Annotated in this window: 13 protein-coding genes and 1 other RNA gene; 9 read left to right on the top strand and 5 right to left on the bottom strand. The window is 68.6% G+C overall.

What is annotated here, in order from left to right:
* Positions 1–9 precede the first annotated feature (9 nt).
* The 3 genes from GBRO_RS15385 to GBRO_RS15375 all read left to right on the top strand — a co-directional run bounded on the left by GBRO_RS15385 (position 10) and on the right by GBRO_RS15375 (position 2654).
* Positions 10–1149 carry a Nif3-like dinuclear metal center hexameric protein gene (locus GBRO_RS15385; RefSeq protein WP_012834818.1) on the top strand — a complete coding sequence of 380 codons (1140 nt, stop codon included), beginning with the start codon at positions 10–12 and terminating at the stop codon, positions 1147–1149.
* Positions 1150–1256: 107 nt separating this feature from the next.
* Positions 1257–1994 (top strand): zinc ribbon domain-containing protein, encoded by a 738-nt coding sequence (locus GBRO_RS15380; protein ID WP_012834817.1) that lies wholly within the window; start codon positions 1257–1259, stop codon positions 1992–1994.
* Positions 1995–1997: 3 nt separating this feature from the next.
* Complete coding sequence (locus GBRO_RS15375) at positions 1998–2654, top strand: histidine phosphatase family protein (RefSeq protein ID WP_012834816.1); 657 nt, start codon at positions 1998–2000, stop codon at positions 2652–2654.
* A 22-nt stretch (positions 2655–2676) separates the two neighbouring features.
* Here GBRO_RS15375 and rnpB read toward each other — a convergent pair.
* Positions 2677–3103: RNase P RNA component class A (gene rnpB / locus GBRO_RS24900), an RNA gene on the bottom strand.
* Between the two features lie 60 nt (positions 3104–3163).
* On the opposite strand from rnpB, the gene GBRO_RS15370 reads away from it, so the two are divergent.
* Positions 3164–4591 (top strand): RNB domain-containing ribonuclease, encoded by a 1428-nt coding sequence (locus GBRO_RS15370; protein WP_012834815.1) that lies wholly within the window; start codon positions 3164–3166, stop codon positions 4589–4591.
* Between the two features lie 55 nt (positions 4592–4646).
* Here the strand turns inward: GBRO_RS15370 and GBRO_RS15365 are convergent, their stop codons facing one another.
* The 3 genes from GBRO_RS15365 to panB all read right to left on the bottom strand — a co-directional run bounded on the left by GBRO_RS15365 (position 4647) and on the right by panB (position 8218).
* Positions 4647–6137 carry a CYTH and CHAD domain-containing protein gene (locus tag GBRO_RS15365; protein WP_012834814.1) on the bottom strand — a complete coding sequence of 497 codons (1491 nt, stop codon included), beginning with the start codon at positions 6135–6137 and terminating at the stop codon, positions 4647–4649.
* A 213-nt stretch (positions 6138–6350) separates the two neighbouring features.
* Positions 6351–7310: a prolyl aminopeptidase gene (gene pip, locus GBRO_RS15360; protein ID WP_012834813.1), complete on the bottom strand. Its 960-nt coding sequence runs from the start codon at positions 7308–7310 to the stop codon at positions 6351–6353.
* Positions 7311–7354: 44 nt separating this feature from the next.
* Positions 7355–8218 carry a 3-methyl-2-oxobutanoate hydroxymethyltransferase gene (panB, locus tag GBRO_RS15355; RefSeq protein ID WP_012834812.1) on the bottom strand — a complete coding sequence of 288 codons (864 nt, stop codon included), beginning with the start codon at positions 8216–8218 and terminating at the stop codon, positions 7355–7357.
* A 259-nt stretch (positions 8219–8477) separates the two neighbouring features.
* On the opposite strand from panB, the gene glnA reads away from it, so the two are divergent.
* From glnA to GBRO_RS15330, 5 genes are all read left to right on the top strand, one after another.
* The gene (gene glnA, locus GBRO_RS15350) at positions 8478–9818 is read left to right on the top strand and encodes a type I glutamate--ammonia ligase (RefSeq protein ID WP_041920578.1); all 1341 of its coding nucleotides are present in this window, start codon (positions 8478–8480) and stop codon (positions 9816–9818) included.
* Between the two features lie 61 nt (positions 9819–9879).
* Complete coding sequence (locus GBRO_RS15345; RefSeq protein WP_012834810.1) at positions 9880–12918, top strand: bifunctional [glutamine synthetase] adenylyltransferase/[glutamine synthetase]-adenylyl-L-tyrosine phosphorylase; 3039 nt, start codon at positions 9880–9882, stop codon at positions 12916–12918.
* A 27-nt stretch (positions 12919–12945) separates the two neighbouring features.
* Entirely contained in the window at positions 12946–13902 is a 957-nt protein-coding gene (locus tag GBRO_RS15340) for an endonuclease/exonuclease/phosphatase family protein (RefSeq protein WP_012834809.1), read from the top strand.
* A 19-nt stretch (positions 13903–13921) separates the two neighbouring features.
* Positions 13922–14866: an endonuclease/exonuclease/phosphatase family protein gene (locus GBRO_RS15335; protein WP_012834808.1), complete on the top strand. Its 945-nt coding sequence runs from the start codon at positions 13922–13924 to the stop codon at positions 14864–14866.
* Positions 14863–15507 carry a biliverdin-producing heme oxygenase gene (locus GBRO_RS15330; RefSeq protein ID WP_012834807.1) on the top strand — a complete coding sequence of 215 codons (645 nt, stop codon included), beginning with the start codon at positions 14863–14865 and terminating at the stop codon, positions 15505–15507. The genes GBRO_RS15335 and GBRO_RS15330 overlap by 4 nt, the downstream gene beginning before the upstream one ends.
* Before the next feature lie 8 nt (positions 15508–15515).
* Here the strand turns inward: GBRO_RS15330 and GBRO_RS15325 are convergent, their stop codons facing one another.
* A complete protein-coding gene (locus GBRO_RS15325) occupies positions 15516–15926 on the bottom strand; it encodes a phage holin family protein (RefSeq protein WP_012834806.1) in 411 nt (136 codons plus the stop codon).
* Positions 15927–15928: the final 2 nt, after the last annotated feature.

Below are 15928 nucleotides of genomic sequence, written 5' to 3'. Positions count from 1 at the left end.
AGATCGACGATGACCGGTGACCGGGCACAAGGCGTATCGGTGGCCGACGTGGTGACCGTGCTCGACGAGTCCTATCCGCGCGCCCTGGCGCAGAGCTGGGACTCGGTGGGACTGGTGTGCGGTGACCCCGACGACGATGTGCGGCGTGTGCTGGTCTGTGTGGACGTCACCGACGACGTGGTGGATGTCGCTGTGCGACAAGGGGCCGGCCTAGTGCTGGCCCACCATCCGCTGCTGCTGCGGGGGGTGGATTCGGTGGCCGCCGACACCCCCAAGGGCCGGATCGTGCACCGGCTCATCCGCAATCGGATCGCGCTGCTGACCGCGCACACCAACGCCGACAGTGCCCGTCCGGGCGTCTCGGACGCGTTGGCCGATCTTCTCGGCGTGCTCGACACCACCCCGATCGAGCCCATACCCGTTGTGCCGATGGACAAATGGGTGGTGATGGTGTCCGAGGGCAACGCCGAGCAGGTCAGCGAGGCGATGTTCGCGGCCGGCGCGGGCGCCATCGGCGACTATCGCGACTGCGCATGGTCGGTGGTGGGCACCGGGCAGTTCGAACCGCAGGAACGGGCGACGCCGGCCATCGGGGAGATCGGCATGCGCACGCATGTCGATGAGGCCCGGGTGGAGATGGTCGCCGCTCGCGGCCTGCGCGCCGCGGTTCTCGGGGCCCTGCGCTCCGCGCATCCGTATGAGGAGCCCGCCTTCGACATCCTCGAGCTCGCCGACGTCGACAGCGACGTCGGACTAGGACGGGTCGGCCGGCTCGCCGAACCGGTCACGCTGGCCGAGTTCACTGCGACGGTGGCCGCTCGACTGAACAGCCCCTGGGGTGTGCGGGTGGCCGGTGATCCGGACACCACGGTCACGGCGGTCGCGGTGTGCGGCGGCGCGGGTGACTCGCTGCTCGAGGTGGTGCGTCGGCTCGGCGTCGATGTGTACGTGACCGCCGACCTGCGCCACCACCCGGCCGACGAGGCGTTGCGCGCCGGGGGCCCGGCACTGATCGACGCCGGTCACTGGGCGACCGAATTCCCGTGGTGCACACAGGCGGCCGAGATGCTCACCGATCGGCTGGGCGTGGTGGCCGACGTCTACGACCGCCCCACCGATCCGTTCGTCGGGCACCACCGGGCGCAATAGATTCGGCGCGATCGGCCGGGTCTCGGGTCTCTGCGGTACGACGGCGCCTGCGGTACGACGGTGCCCGACGCGTACGGTTGTGAGATGCCCGAACTCAGGAGGCCGCAATGAAAGTGGACGCCGGTGCCCAGCGACTGGTGCTGGACCTCGCGGACGCCGACGCCGAGATCGCCCGCCTGCAACACCGTCGTTCGAAGCTTCCGGAGGATGCCGAGATCGCCGAGGTGACCAGCGCGCTGGAGGCGGCACGCGATGATCTGGTGCGTTCCGAGATGGCCGGGGAGGACCTCGGGCGTGAGTATCGTCGGATCGATTCCGAGGTCACCGGGATGGCGGCGCGGGAACAGAAGGACTCGGCTCTGCTGACGGCCGGGGGACTGGCACCCAAGGCGCTCTCCGAACTCCAGCACGAACTCGCCGGACTCGGCCGGCGCCGGGCCGCCCTCGAAGACGATCTGCTCGCCGTGATGGAGCGGCAGGAGGCGACCGAGGCCGAGCGGACGCGGGCGGCGGCCACCATCGACCACCTCGAGGGACGGCTCGCCGAGTTGCGGGCCGGTCGGGAGAAGTCGATCGCCGTCATCGACGAGGACCTCGACGGCGTGCGGGAGCGGCGTGCCGGCCTGGCCGCGACGATCGACCCGGAGTTGTTGGCCACCTACGACCGTCAGCGCTCGGCGGGCCGGATCGGCGCGGGCAAGTTGCAGGCACGCCGATGCGGTGCGTGCCGGATGGAACTCGACCGCGGCACCATCGCCCGCATTGCCGCAGCCGCCCCAGACGAGGTGATCCGGTGCGATGAGTGCGGCGCGATCCTGGTCCGCACCGCCGATTCCGGGCTGTAGCCGATGGCACCGTCCTGGCAGGGGCAGCGGGGGGCCGCGACGCGGGTGATCCTGCTGCGGCACGGGCAGACCGCGCTGTCGGTGGATCGCCGGTATTCCGGACGCGGCAATCCGGAGCTGACCGAGACCGGACGCCGGCAGGCGCAGGCCGCCGCTGCCGCCTTCGGTTCCTTGGCGCACGCCGGCGACGGGGAGATCGCGGCCGTCGTCTCCTCACCGCTGCGACGCACCCTGCAGACCGCGGGCGCCGTCGCCGAGCGGATCGGTGTCGACGTCGACGAACACGAGGGACTCATCGAGACCGACTTCGGCGAGTGGGAGGGCCTGACGTTCACCGAGGCGGCCGCGCGTGACCCGCACGTGCACGCACGGTGGCTGGGCGACGTGGAGGTGCCCGCCCCGGGCGGGGAGAGCTTCGCGGCCGTCGCGAAACGCGTGTCCGACGTCAAAGACGAACTCGTTCAACGGTATCCGGGTCAGACCGTGGTGGTGGTCTCCCATGTCACACCGATCAAGTCGTTGCTGCGGGAGGCGCTGCGCGTCGGACCGGAACTGCTGTTCCGCCTGCACCTCGATCTCGCGTCGATCTCCATCGCGGAGTTCTTCGACGACGGCGGGTCGGTGGTGCGCCTCGTCAACGACACCTCGCATCTGCGCTGACCCCCGACCGTGACGGGGTGGGCGAACGAGCCGGCGTGTAAGCCGGATCCTGTCCCGTCCGGCGACAATTCGCTCGGACGGTGGCGACCATCCATCTGGGTGCACCGTCGCCGGGCACCTCGAGCGGCCCACCCGCGGGCTGGGGCGAGCAGCCCTCATGACGCCCGCGCACACGCATCCCGGCGTCACGCCGCGATCCGTGCTTCGGCCTTGCTCCGGGTGGGGTTTACCTAGCCGGAACGGTCACCCGCTCCGCTGGTGCGCTCTTACCGCACCGTTTCACCCTTACCGGCCTCGCGGCCGGCGGTCTGTTCTCTGTGGCACTGTCCCGCGGGTCACCCCGGGTTGCCGTTGACAACCACCCTGCTCTGTGGAGTCCGGACTTTCCTCGGCGCGCGGCGTACCAGTGAGCTGGCCGTTCCGTGCGCCGCGGCCGCCCGGCCGACTCGTTCGCCCCGTCAGGATAAGCCACCGTCGCCGACGCGGGTTCGGCGGTTAGGGTCGAAGTCGTGCAACGCAGACTCTCGGCACCCGATATCGACTTCGATGCGATCCGCGGTGAGCTCGGGGTGAGCGAGGACTACGGTGATGCCGCGCTCGCCGAGGCCGCGGCGGCGACCGACCGGTTCGGTGACGAACGGGAGGACCGCACCGACCTCCCGTTCGTCACGATCGACCCGCCCGGATCGATGGATCTCGACCAGGCCGTGCACCTGGCCGCCGACGCCGACGGTTACACCGTCCACTACGCGATCGCCGACGTGGCCGCGCTGATGCAGCCAGAGGGTGCGCTTGATCAGGAGAGCCGACGCCGGGGCACCACCGTCTACTTTCCCGACGGATCGGTGCCGCTGCATCCGCGGGCACTCTCCGAGGGGGCGGGATCGCTTCTGCCCGAACAGGTTCGGCCGTGTGTGCTGTGGACGATCCGGGTCACCCGCGAGGGTGCGGTCACCGACGTCGACGTGCGGCGCGCCCGGGTGCGGTCGGTGGCGCGACTCGACTACGCCGGGGTGGCCACCGACGCGGCCGCAGGCCGTCTGCATCCCTCGATCACCGCGCTGCCCGAGTTCGGCGAGCTGCGCCGGCGCGTCGCACTGGCCGGCGGGGCGATCGAACTCGATCTGCCCGACCAGGAGGTGGTGCGCGACGTCGACGGGCGCTGGGTGTTGCAGATCGCGCCGCGCACCCCGGCCGATCTGTGGAATTCGCAGTTGTCACTGCTGACCGGACGGTGCGCGGGTGAGATCATGCGTGACGCCGGGATCGGCCTGCTGCGCACCCTGCCGCCGGCTCCCGCGCAGGCCGTCGCCGACCTGCGAGCCACCGCACGAGCACTCGGCGTCGGGTGGCCCGACGATCAGACCCCCGGACAGTTCCTCGCCGGCCTTCCGCCAGATATGCCCGCCACCCTCGCGCTGATGTCGCACGCCGCCGGGCTGATGCGCGGCGCCGGCTACCTCGCGCTCGGCGACGGGGTAGCGCCACCGGCCGCCGACGAGATGGTGCACGCCGCGATCGGCGGTGTCTACGCCCACGTCACCGCGCCGCTGCGTCGACTCGGGGATCGCTTCGCCACCGAGGTCTGTTTGGCGGTCACCGCCGGACAACCGGTGCCCGACTGGGTGATCCGGGCGCTGCCCACATTGCCGAAGATCCTGCGCGCCGCCGACTCGCTCGGGGCGTCGGCCGATCGCGAGAGCATCGACCTCACCGAGGCGGTGGTCCTCGAAGATCGGGTGGGCGAGCGCTTCGACGCGGTGGTGCTGGCGCAGGCCGACGGCAAACGACCGGCCCAGATCTTCATCGAGGAACCGGCGGTCCTCGCATCGTGCGACGGCACACTCGAGCAGGGGACCCGGCTGCCGGTCACCCTGACCGCGGCAGATCCCGTCGAACGGAAGGTGAGTTTCGCGCCGGCCCCACGCGTTGGTTGAGCTTCGCCCCACTGCTGGTTGCGCCGGCAGTCGGGGCCGGCGGTGGGGTGGGTACTCAGAGCTTCTTGGCGGCCTTGCGGTAGTCGGCGATGGCCGTTTCGGTGTCGGCCTCGAGCCGGGCGTCGATGCGGCCCAGGACGAACATGTCCTCCCCCGAGAGCCGGCCACTGGCAGCCAGCTCGGCCAAGCGGGTCCGGTTGATACGGGCGTCGTTGAAGTCACCGAGCGCCGATTGGATCGCTTTGGCGGCGGCGCCGATCTTCTTGTCCTTCTTCCGTCCGAGTGGTTCGGCGGCGTCGATGCTGTACCGCAGCCGCTTGGCCCGCTTGCGGATGGTGTGCAGCTGCTCCTCCCAGTCGTCGGAGCCCTCCGGTAGCTCGGCCAGACGCTTCTGTGCCTTCTCGATGTGCTTGCGGCTCTTCGCGATCGCCTTGTCGACGGCTTCGGTGGCCGGGATCTCGGCGTCGGGGCCGGGCGGGGGCGCCGCGATGAGTTCGTCGATCGCGTCGAGCAGCGTGAAATAGCGGTTCGACGACATCGCCGAATGCGCATGGCGAAGCGCCCGATCGTGCGCGGCGGTCTGGGTCCCCGCCAACTCGGCGATGAGTGCGGCCGAGGCCGGTTCGTCCCGTAGCAGGGCCTCGTCGAGGGCCAGCTGGACCTCGGAATCGCGTGCGTCGCCGAGGATCTGGGCCAGCAACTTCAACTCGGCGTTGAGGTGCTCGGTGCGAACCGAGTCCAGGACCGTCGGAAAACCGGAGAGGACGCTGCGCAGGCGACGAGTGGACACCCGCATCTGGTGGACGGCGTCTTCGGCGTCGATCCGGACGAGCGGGTCGTAGGCGATGAGCGCGTTGCGGTGCAGTGCGACGTCGGTGATGACGAGTTCGAGTGCGGTGGGCCTCTTGGAGAGTCGCGGCTTGTGTACCGTCGGCGTCGATCCGATGGCGCGGGCGAGTTTGGAGGCGCTCGACGGTTCGCGCCCGCCGGCCGACCGCAGTACCTTGGCGGCCGCCTTCAGAAGGCGGGCGTCACCCTCGATGAGCTCGAATTCCCATTCCGCCCACTGCTGATGGTGTCCGCCGGGCAAAAGCGACTGCGCGGTCACCAGGTCCTCGGCGACCTCGGCGAGGCGGACGCCGTCGGCGCCGATGAGGACGGTCACCGTGCGTGAGGTGGAGATCACGGCCACCGGCGCCAACGGCCGGGAGCGGGTGAGCGCCAGTACCGGGGTGAGCAGATCGGCCGGGATGTCGCCGTCTGCGGGTGCGTCGTCGAAGGTGAGCCGGGTCTCGCGGCGGGCGCCACGCACCGTCGTCGGACGTTTGAGGTGCCAGCCGGCGTCGGGACCGCCGGTACGCCGACGCATGGTGATGGCGTTGCCCGCCAGATCCAGCGCTTCGGTGTCGAAATACGTTGCGTCCAAAGCAAACGTCTCCGGATCGGTGGCCGAGACCACACCCGGCAGGGCGCGGAGATCCGGGGCGGCATGGCCGGCATCCACGTCGAACTTGAGCTCGACCTCGATCTGTTCGGATGCGGCCACGTGTCCTCCTGTCGACGACGTCAGTGCCGCCAGTGTATTAGGGCGTGTCTCCCAATTCCCTTTGCGGGTCTTGGCGGCTCGATTGCACCCTGGCTGCGTTGTCGTCGAATCACGATAGCGCTGCTATCGCTCTCTCCTCCGCCTTGCCAGGGCACAATCGATTCCGCCAATCCCTCGCAGTGGAACTGAGAGACACGCCCTACGTCGCGGCCGCTATCGGGCAAACCGGTCGGTCGCCTCGATCAGGTGGTGTTTGATGCCGGGTTCGAAGGATGCGTGCCCCGCGTCGTCGACGATGTGGAGTTCGGCGTCCGGCCATGCCCGGTGCAGATCCCAGGCGCTGCGGACTGGGCACACCACGTCGTAGCGGCCCTGCACGATGACGCCCGGGATGTGCGCGATGCGTCCGATGTCGCGCAACAGCTGACCGTCGTCGAGGAAGCCGTGGTTGACGAAGTAGTGGTTCTCGATGGACGCGAAGGCGAGATCGAATCGGGGGCCGTCGCCATCGTCGTCGACCGATTCAGGCCGGGGCAGTAGGTGGCTGGTGGATTTCTCCCAGCCGGTCCATGCCCGGGCGGCCGCGTAGGCGGTGTCGGTGTCGGTGGCGGTGAGCAGCCGGTGATAGGCGGCGACGAGGTCACCGTCGCGCTCGTTGTGCGGGATCGGTGCCAGGTAGGATTCCCACAGGTCGGGGAAGATGTGGGCGGCCCCACCGTTGTAGTACCAGTCGATCTCGCTGCGGCGCAGCAGGAAGATCCCGCGCAGGACCAGTTCGGTCACCCGGTCGGGGTGGGTCTGGGCGTAGGTGAGGCCGAGCGTCGATCCCCATGATCCGCCGAAGACCTGCCACCGGTCGATGCCGAGATGGGTGCGCAGGGCCTCCATGTCGGCGACGAGGTGGCCGGTGGTGTTGGTCGACAGATCGGCACCGTCGGCGACGTGGGGCCGGGACCGTCCGCAGTTGCGCTGGTCGAACAACACGATGCGGTAGCGCGCGGGATCGAAGAAGCGTCGCTGGTCCGGCGAGGTCCCGCCGCCGGGACCACCGTGGACGAAGACCGCCGGTTTGCCGTCGGGATTTCCCGAGGTCTCCCAGTAGATCTGCTGGCCGTCGCCGACGTCGAGGTGGCCGGAGGCGTAGGGCTCGATCGGAGGATAGAAATCGCGCATGGGCCCAAGCCTAGGGCCCATGCGCGACGGGTGGTCGAGGAGCGTCAGTAGCTGTGTTCGGGCGCGGGGAAGACGCCCCGGCGTACCTCGTCGGCGTATTGTGCTGCGGCATTGCGCAATTCGGTGCCGACATCGGCGAAGCGCTTGACGAACTTCGCGGTTTTGCCGTGGGTCATTCCGGCCATGTCCTGCCAGACGAGCACCTGGGCGTCGGTCTCGTTGCCGGCGCCGATGCCGATCGTCGGGATGGTGAGCTTGCGGGTGATCTGACCGGCGAGGTCGGCCGGGACCATCTCCATGACCACCGAGAAGGCGCCGGCCTCCTGGACGGCGATCGCGTCGGCGATGAGCTGATCACCGGCATCACCGCGACCCTGTATGCGGAAACCGCCGAGGCCGTTGACGCTCTGCGGGGTGAAACCGATGTGGGCCATCACCGGGATACCGGCGGCGCTCAGGGCGGCGATCTGGGCTGCGACCCGTTCTCCGCCTTCGAGTTTCACGGCGTGGGCGCCGGTCTCCTTGAAGATGCGGACGGCCGACTCGAGAGCCTGCTGCGGGCCGGCCTCATAGGTGCCGAACGGCAGGTCGGCGACGACGAGGGCGTGCGGGGCGCCGCGGACCACGGCGCGGATCAGCGGGATCATCTCGTCGAGCGAGACCGGGATGGTGGTGTCGTATCCGAGCACCACGTTGGCTGCGGAGTCACCGACGAGCAGGACGGGGATCTGTGCCTCGTCGAAGATGGCGGCGCTGGAGTAGTCGTAGGCGGTGAGCATCGACCACTTCTCGCCCTCGGACTTCATCTGGGCGAGATGATGCACGCGGGTCTTGCGTCGCGGGCGTGCGGGGGAATCGGTGGCGGAATCTGCTGGACGCGCAGCGCCGTAGACCGAAGTTTCGGACATCGTTGTCTCTTTTCTGCCTCGAGTCCTGATGCAGGTACCCGGGTTGATACGGACAGCCTCGATTCTCTCACCGCCGAGCGCCGTCGAACCCCGCCGTCGCTATGGCATTGGTCACAGTGGCCCCCCGGTTATCGGGGCCTTCTCACCATTGCGTATCCACGTCCCGGATGATGGGATGGGGCAGCGAAAACCGCAGGACATCGAGTTCGAATTGTGCATGTAACACGGATTTAACAGGCTACTTCTAATGTCGGCGATCATGGATCGCCAAAAGGAATTCGTGCTGCGGACCCTCGAAGAGCGCGACATCCGATTCGTCCGCCTATGGTTCACCGACGTCCTCGGTTATCTCAAGTCGGTGGCGATCGCCCCGGCCGAACTCGAAGGCGCATTCGCCGAGGGCATCGGATTCGACGGTTCGGCGATCGAAGGACTCTCCCGGGTGTCGGAGGCCGACACGGTTGCCAAGCCCGATCCCTCCACGTTCCAGATCCTGCCGTGGACCACCTCGGCCGGACGTCACCACTCGGCCCGGATGTTCTGCGACATCGCGATGCCCGACGGTACGCCGAGCTGGGCCGATTCCCGGCACGTGTTGCGCAGGCAGCTCAACAAGGCCGCCGACCAGGGCTTCAGCTGCTACGTGCACCCCGAGATCGAGTTCTTCCTCCTCAAGGAGGCGCCGCTGGACGGCAGTGTGCCGGTGCCCGCGGATTCCGGCGGCTACTTCGACCAGGCCGTGCACGATTCGGCCCCCAACTTCCGCCGGCACGCCATCGAGGCGCTCGAGTCGATGGGGATCTCCGTCGAGTTCTCCCATCACGAGGGCGCGCCCGGCCAGCAGGAGATCGACCTGCGCTACGCCGATGCGCTGTCGATGGCCGACAACGTGATGACCTTCCGGTACGTGATCAAAGAGGTCGCCATCGGGGAGGGTACGTGGGCGACGTTCATGCCCAAGCCGTTCTCCGAGCACCCCGGCTCGGCCATGCACACCCACATGAGTCTGTTCGAAGGCGACATCAACGCCTTCCACAATCCCGACGACCCGATGCAACTGTCGGACACCGGCAAGAAGTTCATCGCCGGCATCCTGCATCACGCCGCGGAGATCAGCGCGGTCACCAACCAGTGGGTCAACAGCTACAAGCGACTCATCCACGGTGGTGAGGCCCCGACCGCGGCCACCTGGGGTGGAGCCAACCGTTCGGCGTTGATCCGGCTGCCGCTGTACACGCCCAACAAGGCGTCGTCGCGTCGCGTCGAGGTCCGCAGTCCGGATTCGGCGTGCAACCCCTACCTGACCTTCGCGGTGCTCCTCGCCGCCGGCCTGAAGGGCATCACCGAGGGGTACGAGCTGCCCGATGAGGCCGAGGACGACGTGTGGGCGCTGACCCCGGCCGAGCGTCGCGCGATGGGTTACCAGGAGCTTCCCGGCAGTCTGGCCGAGGCGTTGCACCAGATGGAGAAGTCGGAGCTGGTTGCCGAGGCGCTCGGCGAGCACGTCTTCGACTACTTCCTGCGCAACAAATGGTCGGAGTGGACCAACTACCGCAGCCTCGTCACCCCGTTCGAGTTGAAGAGCTACCTGCCGCTCTGAGGCGTCGCTCACCTGGGTACCGCCGTTACCGGTTCGGTCCCGGCTCGCTACGGTTTGGGGTGTGACGAACGTTTCAGGGCCGGCGCCCGGCCGGCCGGCCGGGCGCAGTGCGCTGCCCAGTCCCGGGCGCCTCGGTCTGCTGGAGAAGTCGGCCGCCGACGACCTCGCCCGGCTGGGCTGGAACGACAAGGCCGCGATCGACGTGCTGTGGTCGTTGTCGCGTTCACCCGACGCGGACCTCGCGCTACGCACACTGACCCGCCTGTATGCCGAGGTGGGCGCCGAGGAATGGTCGGAGATCGACGCGGCGATCCGGGCCGACAAGGGTTTTCGGGGCCGGCTGTTCGCGGTGATCGGGTCCTCGGATGCGCTCGCCGACCATCTCGTGGCCGAGCCGGCGAGCTGGCGTCTACTGCTCGACGACGAACTGCCGGACCGCGATGAGATCGACCGCCTGATGCTGGAATCGGTCGACGCCATCGCCGAACCCGGCGAACTCGAGAAGGGCAACCGGATTCATCGGGCGGGTCTCACCGGACCGAAGGCCGTGGTGGCGCTGCGGCTGGCCTACCGCAACCTGATGCTGCGTCTCGCGGCGCACGACGTGGCCTCCACCGTCGAGGACGAGCCGGTGATGTGGTTCCCGGAGGTCGGCGCGTACCTCGCGGACATGGCCGACGCGGCACTGACCGCCGCGCTGGCGGTGGCCTACCGTGAGGTCTGCGGCGACAAGCCGATACCGGTCCGCCTCGCGGTGATCGCGATGGGCAAATGCGGTGCGCGCGAACTCAATTACGTCAGCGACGTGGACATCATCTTCGTCAGCGAACCGGCCGACGGGGTGGCCGCACGCATCGCGGGCGAGATGATGCGGGTGGGATCGCTGGCCTTCTTCGAGGTCGACGCGGCGCTGCGCCCGGAGGGCAAGGCCGGTGCGCTGACCCGCACCCTGGAATCGCATGTCGCCTACTACAAACGGTGGGCCAAGACGTGGGAGTTCCAGGCGCTGCTCAAGGCCCGCGCGATGACCGGTGACATGCAACTCGCCGACGACTACATCGCGGCGGTCAAACCGATGGTGTGGCAGGCGGCCGAGCGCGAGGACTTCGTACCGGAGGTGCAGGCGATGCGCCGCCGCGTGGAATCGCTGGTGCCCGAGGACCTGCGCGCACGCAACCTGAAGCTCGGCAGCGGCAGCCTGCGCGACGTCGAGTTCGCGGTGCAACTGCTGCAGATGGTGCACGGCCGCATCGACGAGAGTCTGCGGGTGATGCCCACCGTCGACGCACTCGCCGCCCTCACCGCAGGTGGGTACGTGGGACGCGACGACGGCGCGAATCTCGGTGCGTCCTACCAATTCCTGCGGTTGCTCGAACACCGGCTGCAGTTGCAGCGACTCTCGCGCACCCATTTGCTGCCCGAGTTCGACGACGACGAGGGCATGCGCTGGCTCGCGCGCGCGGCGCACATCCGCCGAGAGGGTGAACTCGACGCGACCGGCGTACTGCGCGAACAGATCCGCCATCAGAGTCTGCGTGTGCGTCGCCTGCACGAGAAGCTGTTCTACCGCCCGCTGCTCGAGGCGGCGACGCGGTTCAACACGCAGGAACTGACGCTGTCGGATTCGTCGGCCGAACGGCGCCTCGCGGCCCTCGGCTACGCCAAGCCGGACCGGGCGATGAATCACATCCGGGCATTGTCCAATGCACCCGGGCGGCGCGGACAGATCCAACTGCTGATCCTGCCGCAACTCCTCGAGACCATCAGTCGCACACCCGATCCCGACGCCGGGCTACTCAATTACCGGCGTCTGTGCGACGTCATGGAGGATGCCGACTGGTTCCTGCGGCTGCTCCGCGACGACGGTGTGGTGGCGCAGCGGCTCATGAAGGTACTCGGCACCTCGGAGTACATCGCGAACATGCTGATGCGCTCACCGGAGGTCATCCATCAGTACTCCGACGGTCCGGACGGACCCAAGCTCTGCGACGTCCGTCCCGAAGACGTCGCCAAGGGACTCATAGCCTCCACGGTGCGGCAGCAGGACCTCAAACGCGCGGTGGCCGCGGCACGTTCGCACCGGCGCGCCGAGCTCGTCCGGATCGCCTCGGCCGACGTGCTCGGTCTGATGGACGTGCCGCAGGTGTGCCGCGCATTGTCGAGTGTGTGGGCGGCGGTGCTCAACGCCGCGCTGACGGTGGTGATCAACGCCTCGGAGGCCGAACGCGGCGAGCCCGCCCCGGCGCGGATCGCGGTGATCGGCATGGGCCGGCTCGGCGGCGGCGAACTCGGCTACGGCTCGGACGCCGACGTGTTGTTCGTGTGCCAGCCCAACCCCGACGTCGACGAGGCGGCCGCTGTGCGCTGGTCGCAGACCATCGCCGAGAACGTGCGAACGATGCTGGGATCGCCCAGCGACGACCCGCCGCTCGAGGTGGACACCGGACTGCGCCCGGAGGGACGCAACGGAAAGGTGGTCCGCACGCTCACCGCCTATGCCGCCTACTACGACCAGTGGGCGCAGCCGTGGGAGATACAGGCGCTGCTGCGCGCCCATCAGGTGGCCGGCGACGAGAACCTGGGTATCGACTTCCTGCACATGGCCGACCGCATCCGCTATCCGGCGGGCGGGGTGTCCGCCGAAGCCGTCAAGGAGATCCGCCGGATCAAGGCCCGCGTGGACGCCGAGCGGCTACCACGTGGCGCGGACCCGGCCACGCACACCAAACTCGGCCGCGGCGGACTCGCCGACATCGAGTGGACGGTGCAGCTGCTGCAGCTGCGCTACGCCCACCGGTACCGGTCGCTGCACAACACGTCCACGCTGGAGTCGCTGGATGCGATCGGTGCTGCCGAGCTGCTCGGCGAGAACGATGTCGCGTTGCTCAAGGACGCGTGGATCACCGCGACCAAGGCCCGCAACGCTCTGGTCCTGGTCCGTGGCAAACCGATCGACCAGTTGCCCGGTCCGGGCCGGCAGCTGCGTCAGATCGCCTATGCCGCCGGCTGGCCGCAGGATCAGGCCGCCGAGTTCCTCGAGCACTACCTGCGAGTGACGCGACGCGCAAAAGCCGTGGTGCTCAAGGTATTCGGTGTCTGAGTTCGGGTCAGAGAGTCTCGAGGTCTGATGCGCAAGTATGTCTCGGCGGCGACCCTCGTCGTCGGATGGATACTGCTCGCGATGGTGGGGGTGGCGCTCTGGCTGCATCATTTCCCGTCGCGCGGTCTGCTCACCATCTACCTGACGGCCGTCGTCCCGTTCGCGGTCATCCCGGCGGTCGTGGCCATCGTCATCTTCGGGGTGCTGCGCCGGTGGTTCATGCTCGCCTTCGCGGTGTGCGCCACGGTCGCGCTGATCATGACCCAGGCACCGCTCTGGGTGGCGCATTCGGCGCCGTCGGGTCAACCGATCACGGTGGTGAGCGCCAACCTGCTGTTCGGTGAGGCCGACGTCGATGCGTTGTCGAAGCTGATCGCCGAATCCGACGCCGACCTGGTGTCACTGCAGGAGGTCACCCCGGAAGCGCTCGCCCGTATCCGGGGCAGCCAGATCGTCCGGCAGCTGCCCCACGAGTACGCCATTCCGTATCCCCTTGCCGCCGGGACGGCGTTGTTGAGTCGCACGCCGCTGACCGAGCCCTTCAACATCGACGGCACCGTCCTGCACAACCTGGCGGCCAGTACCGATCTCCCCGGGGCCCCCGGTACCCGGGTGCTCGCCGTGCACCCCGGTGCCCCGCTGGACGGCAAGGCCGATGTATGGGTGCGCGACATGGACATCCTCACGGCACATCTGCGGTCGCTGCCCGCCGGACCGGTGATCGTCGCCGGCGACTTCAACGTCACCTGGGACAACGCGCGCTACCGTGCGCTGCTCGATCTCGGTTTCGCCGACGCCGCCGAACAGGCGGGCGCCGGCTTTCTGCCGACCTACCCGACGGATCGTTTCGGCGGACAGCCGGTGGTCGCGATCGACCATGTGATCACGCGTGGTTTCGTCGCGACATCGATGCGGACCGCGGCGTTGCCGGGTTCGGACCATCGGGCCGTGGTCGTCACGCTGGTGGCATCATCGGAGAGGTGAGGGCCCCGGACGTCGCACGATGCGCAAACTGATCTCGACGTCGGCGCTGGTGTCCGGCTTCATCGCGCTGGCAGTTGTGATCGTGGCCCTGGGCCTGCACTACTACCCGTCCACCTGGTCGACGGCTGTGCGGATGACCAGCCGCGTGCCGTTCGCGGTGATCCCGGCGGTCGGGGCGGTGCTCGTCTTCGCGGTCCTGCGCCGGTGGAACTGGTTGGGTATCGCGGTGCTTGCCGCGCTGGCGCTCGTATGGTCGCAGTTGCCGCTGTGGATCGGGGAGAGTCCGCCGGCGGGTGAGCGGTTCACCGTGATCACCGCGAATCTTCGTCTCGGCGAGGCCGACACCGAGGCGCTCGCCGAGCTCGTCGACTCCTCGCACGCCGACCTGCTGTCCCTACAGGAGGTGACACCCGAGGCGCTGGCACGCATTCGGGCCGGACGCATCGTCGCCCGCCTCCCGCACGTGTATGCCATCCCGGTGTCGCAGACCGGGGGTACCGCGCTGCTCAGCGCGCAGCCGCTGGTCGGCGCCGCACCGGTGCCCGGGACCGCGGACCGGATGCTGAGCGCGGTCACCGATCTGCCGGGAGCGCCGGGCACGCGGGTGCTGGCCATCCATCCGCGCGCCCCACTGGGCGGGTTCGTCACGAGTTGGGATTCGGATCTGCGGGCCCTCGGGGACTACCTGCGGTCCACCCCGCAGCAACGCGTCGTCGCGGCCGGGGATTTCAACGCCACCTGGGACAGCTCCCGCTACCGCGCGTTGCTCACCGACGGGTTCGCCGACGCCGCCGAACAGATCGGTGCCGGCTTCTCACCGACCTTCCCGGCCAACCGCTCCCGACGGCCGTTCATCACGCTGGATCATGTCATCACCCGGGGTTTCGCCGCGGCGTCGTTGAGCACACATGACATCCCGGGTTCCGATCATCGTGCCGTGGTGGTAACACTGGTGGCATCATGACGACCTCGCAGCTTCCCACGACCATCTCCGAACGCCTGCGCGCAGCAACCGCAGTGGCCCATCAGCAGGCCGAGAGCGCGCGATTCGTCGACGACCTGATGTCCGGGCGTCTCGACGGTGCGCAGTACACCCGCCTGGCCATGCAGCTGTACTTCGTGTACCGCACACTCGAGGAGGTGGGCGATCACCTGGCCGACGACCCGGTCGCCGCAGCTGTCGTCGACGAACGGCTGCGCCGCCTTCCTCGGCTCCGCGCGGACCTGGCCGCCCTCGGGATCGACCCGGACACCGTCGCCCCGCTGCCCGCGGTGCAGCGCTACGTCGACGCCATCGAGTCCACCCGCACCGATCCGGCGCGCTACGTCGCCCACCACTACACCCGCTACCTCGGGGACCTCTCCGGCGGGCAGGTCGTGGCGCACCGGATGCGGGAACACTACGGCCTCGACGACGCCACACTGAGCTTCTACAGCTTCGAGGGGATCGACAAACTCAAGCGGTACAAGGACGCCTACCGCGACCGTCTCGACGGTCTGCCGCTCGACGCCGACGCGGTGGAACGCCTTGTGTCCGAGGCGGTTGCGGCCTTCGGGCACAACCAGGACATGTTCGGTGAGCTGGAGGGCGCGGCCGCCGCCTAAGGGTTACGTCAGGCCGGGTCTGGCGCGTCGTCGTCGTCGCGGACGTGCTTGACCCCGGCCTTGACGAGCAGGTACGGCACCACCATCGTGGCGATGGCGGTGACCAGCCACACGATCACCGTGCCGGCGATCCATGCCGCGACTCCGTTGATCTCGAGTCCGTCACCGATCAGCGATGCGATCAGCAGCGCGACGAAGGTGGACACCAGCCCGACGCCGCCGAGAAGTGCCTCGGCATTGTTGCGGACCACCCTGGCGATGAACGGTCCGAGGATGAGCTGGGCGAGCGCGAAGATGACCAGAGCGACGATGAAACCACCTGCGTGGAGATGGAAGTCGTCAAGTACCGCAGAGGCGACGATGAGTCCGATGGCCGCCGAGACCAGGTAGACGACGGCGCGGATGAGAAGACGGATCATGC

The sequence above is a fragment of the Gordonia bronchialis DSM 43247 genome (assembly GCF_000024785.1).
GTDB classification, from domain to species: domain Bacteria; phylum Actinomycetota; class Actinomycetes; order Mycobacteriales; family Mycobacteriaceae; genus Gordonia; species Gordonia bronchialis.
Note: the sequence above shows the minus strand (reverse complement) of the source record. Positions and strands in the feature narration are given on the sequence as shown.

What these genes read in the sequence shown, in the direction of transcription:
- GBRO_RS15335 (WP_012834808.1), top strand. Translation starts at nt 13,922, where the DNA reads ATGCGCAAACTGATCTCGACGTCGGCGCTGGTGTCCGGCTTCATCGCG.
- GBRO_RS15330 (WP_012834807.1), top strand. Translation starts at nt 14,863, where the DNA reads ATGACGACCTCGCAGCTTCCCACGACCATCTCCGAACGCCTGCGCGCA.
- GBRO_RS15340 (WP_012834809.1), top strand. Translation starts at nt 12,946, where the DNA reads ATGCGCAAGTATGTCTCGGCGGCGACCCTCGTCGTCGGATGGATACTG.
- glnA (WP_041920578.1), top strand. Translation starts at nt 8,478, where the DNA reads ATGGATCGCCAAAAGGAATTCGTGCTGCGGACCCTCGAAGAGCGCGAC.
- GBRO_RS15375 (WP_012834816.1), top strand. Translation starts at nt 1,998, where the DNA reads ATGGCACCGTCCTGGCAGGGGCAGCGGGGGGCCGCGACGCGGGTGATC.
- GBRO_RS15380 (WP_012834817.1), top strand. Translation starts at nt 1,257, where the DNA reads ATGAAAGTGGACGCCGGTGCCCAGCGACTGGTGCTGGACCTCGCGGAC.
- GBRO_RS15325 (WP_012834806.1), bottom strand. Translation starts at nt 15,926, where the DNA reads ATGATCCGTCTTCTCATCCGCGCCGTCGTCTACCTGGTCTCGGCGGCC.
- GBRO_RS15385 (WP_012834818.1), top strand. Translation starts at nt 10, where the DNA reads ATGACCGGTGACCGGGCACAAGGCGTATCGGTGGCCGACGTGGTGACC.
- pip (WP_012834813.1), bottom strand. Translation starts at nt 7,310, where the DNA reads ATGCGCGATTTCTATCCTCCGATCGAGCCCTACGCCTCCGGCCACCTC.
- panB (WP_012834812.1), bottom strand. Translation starts at nt 8,218, where the DNA reads ATGTCCGAAACTTCGGTCTACGGCGCTGCGCGTCCAGCAGATTCCGCC.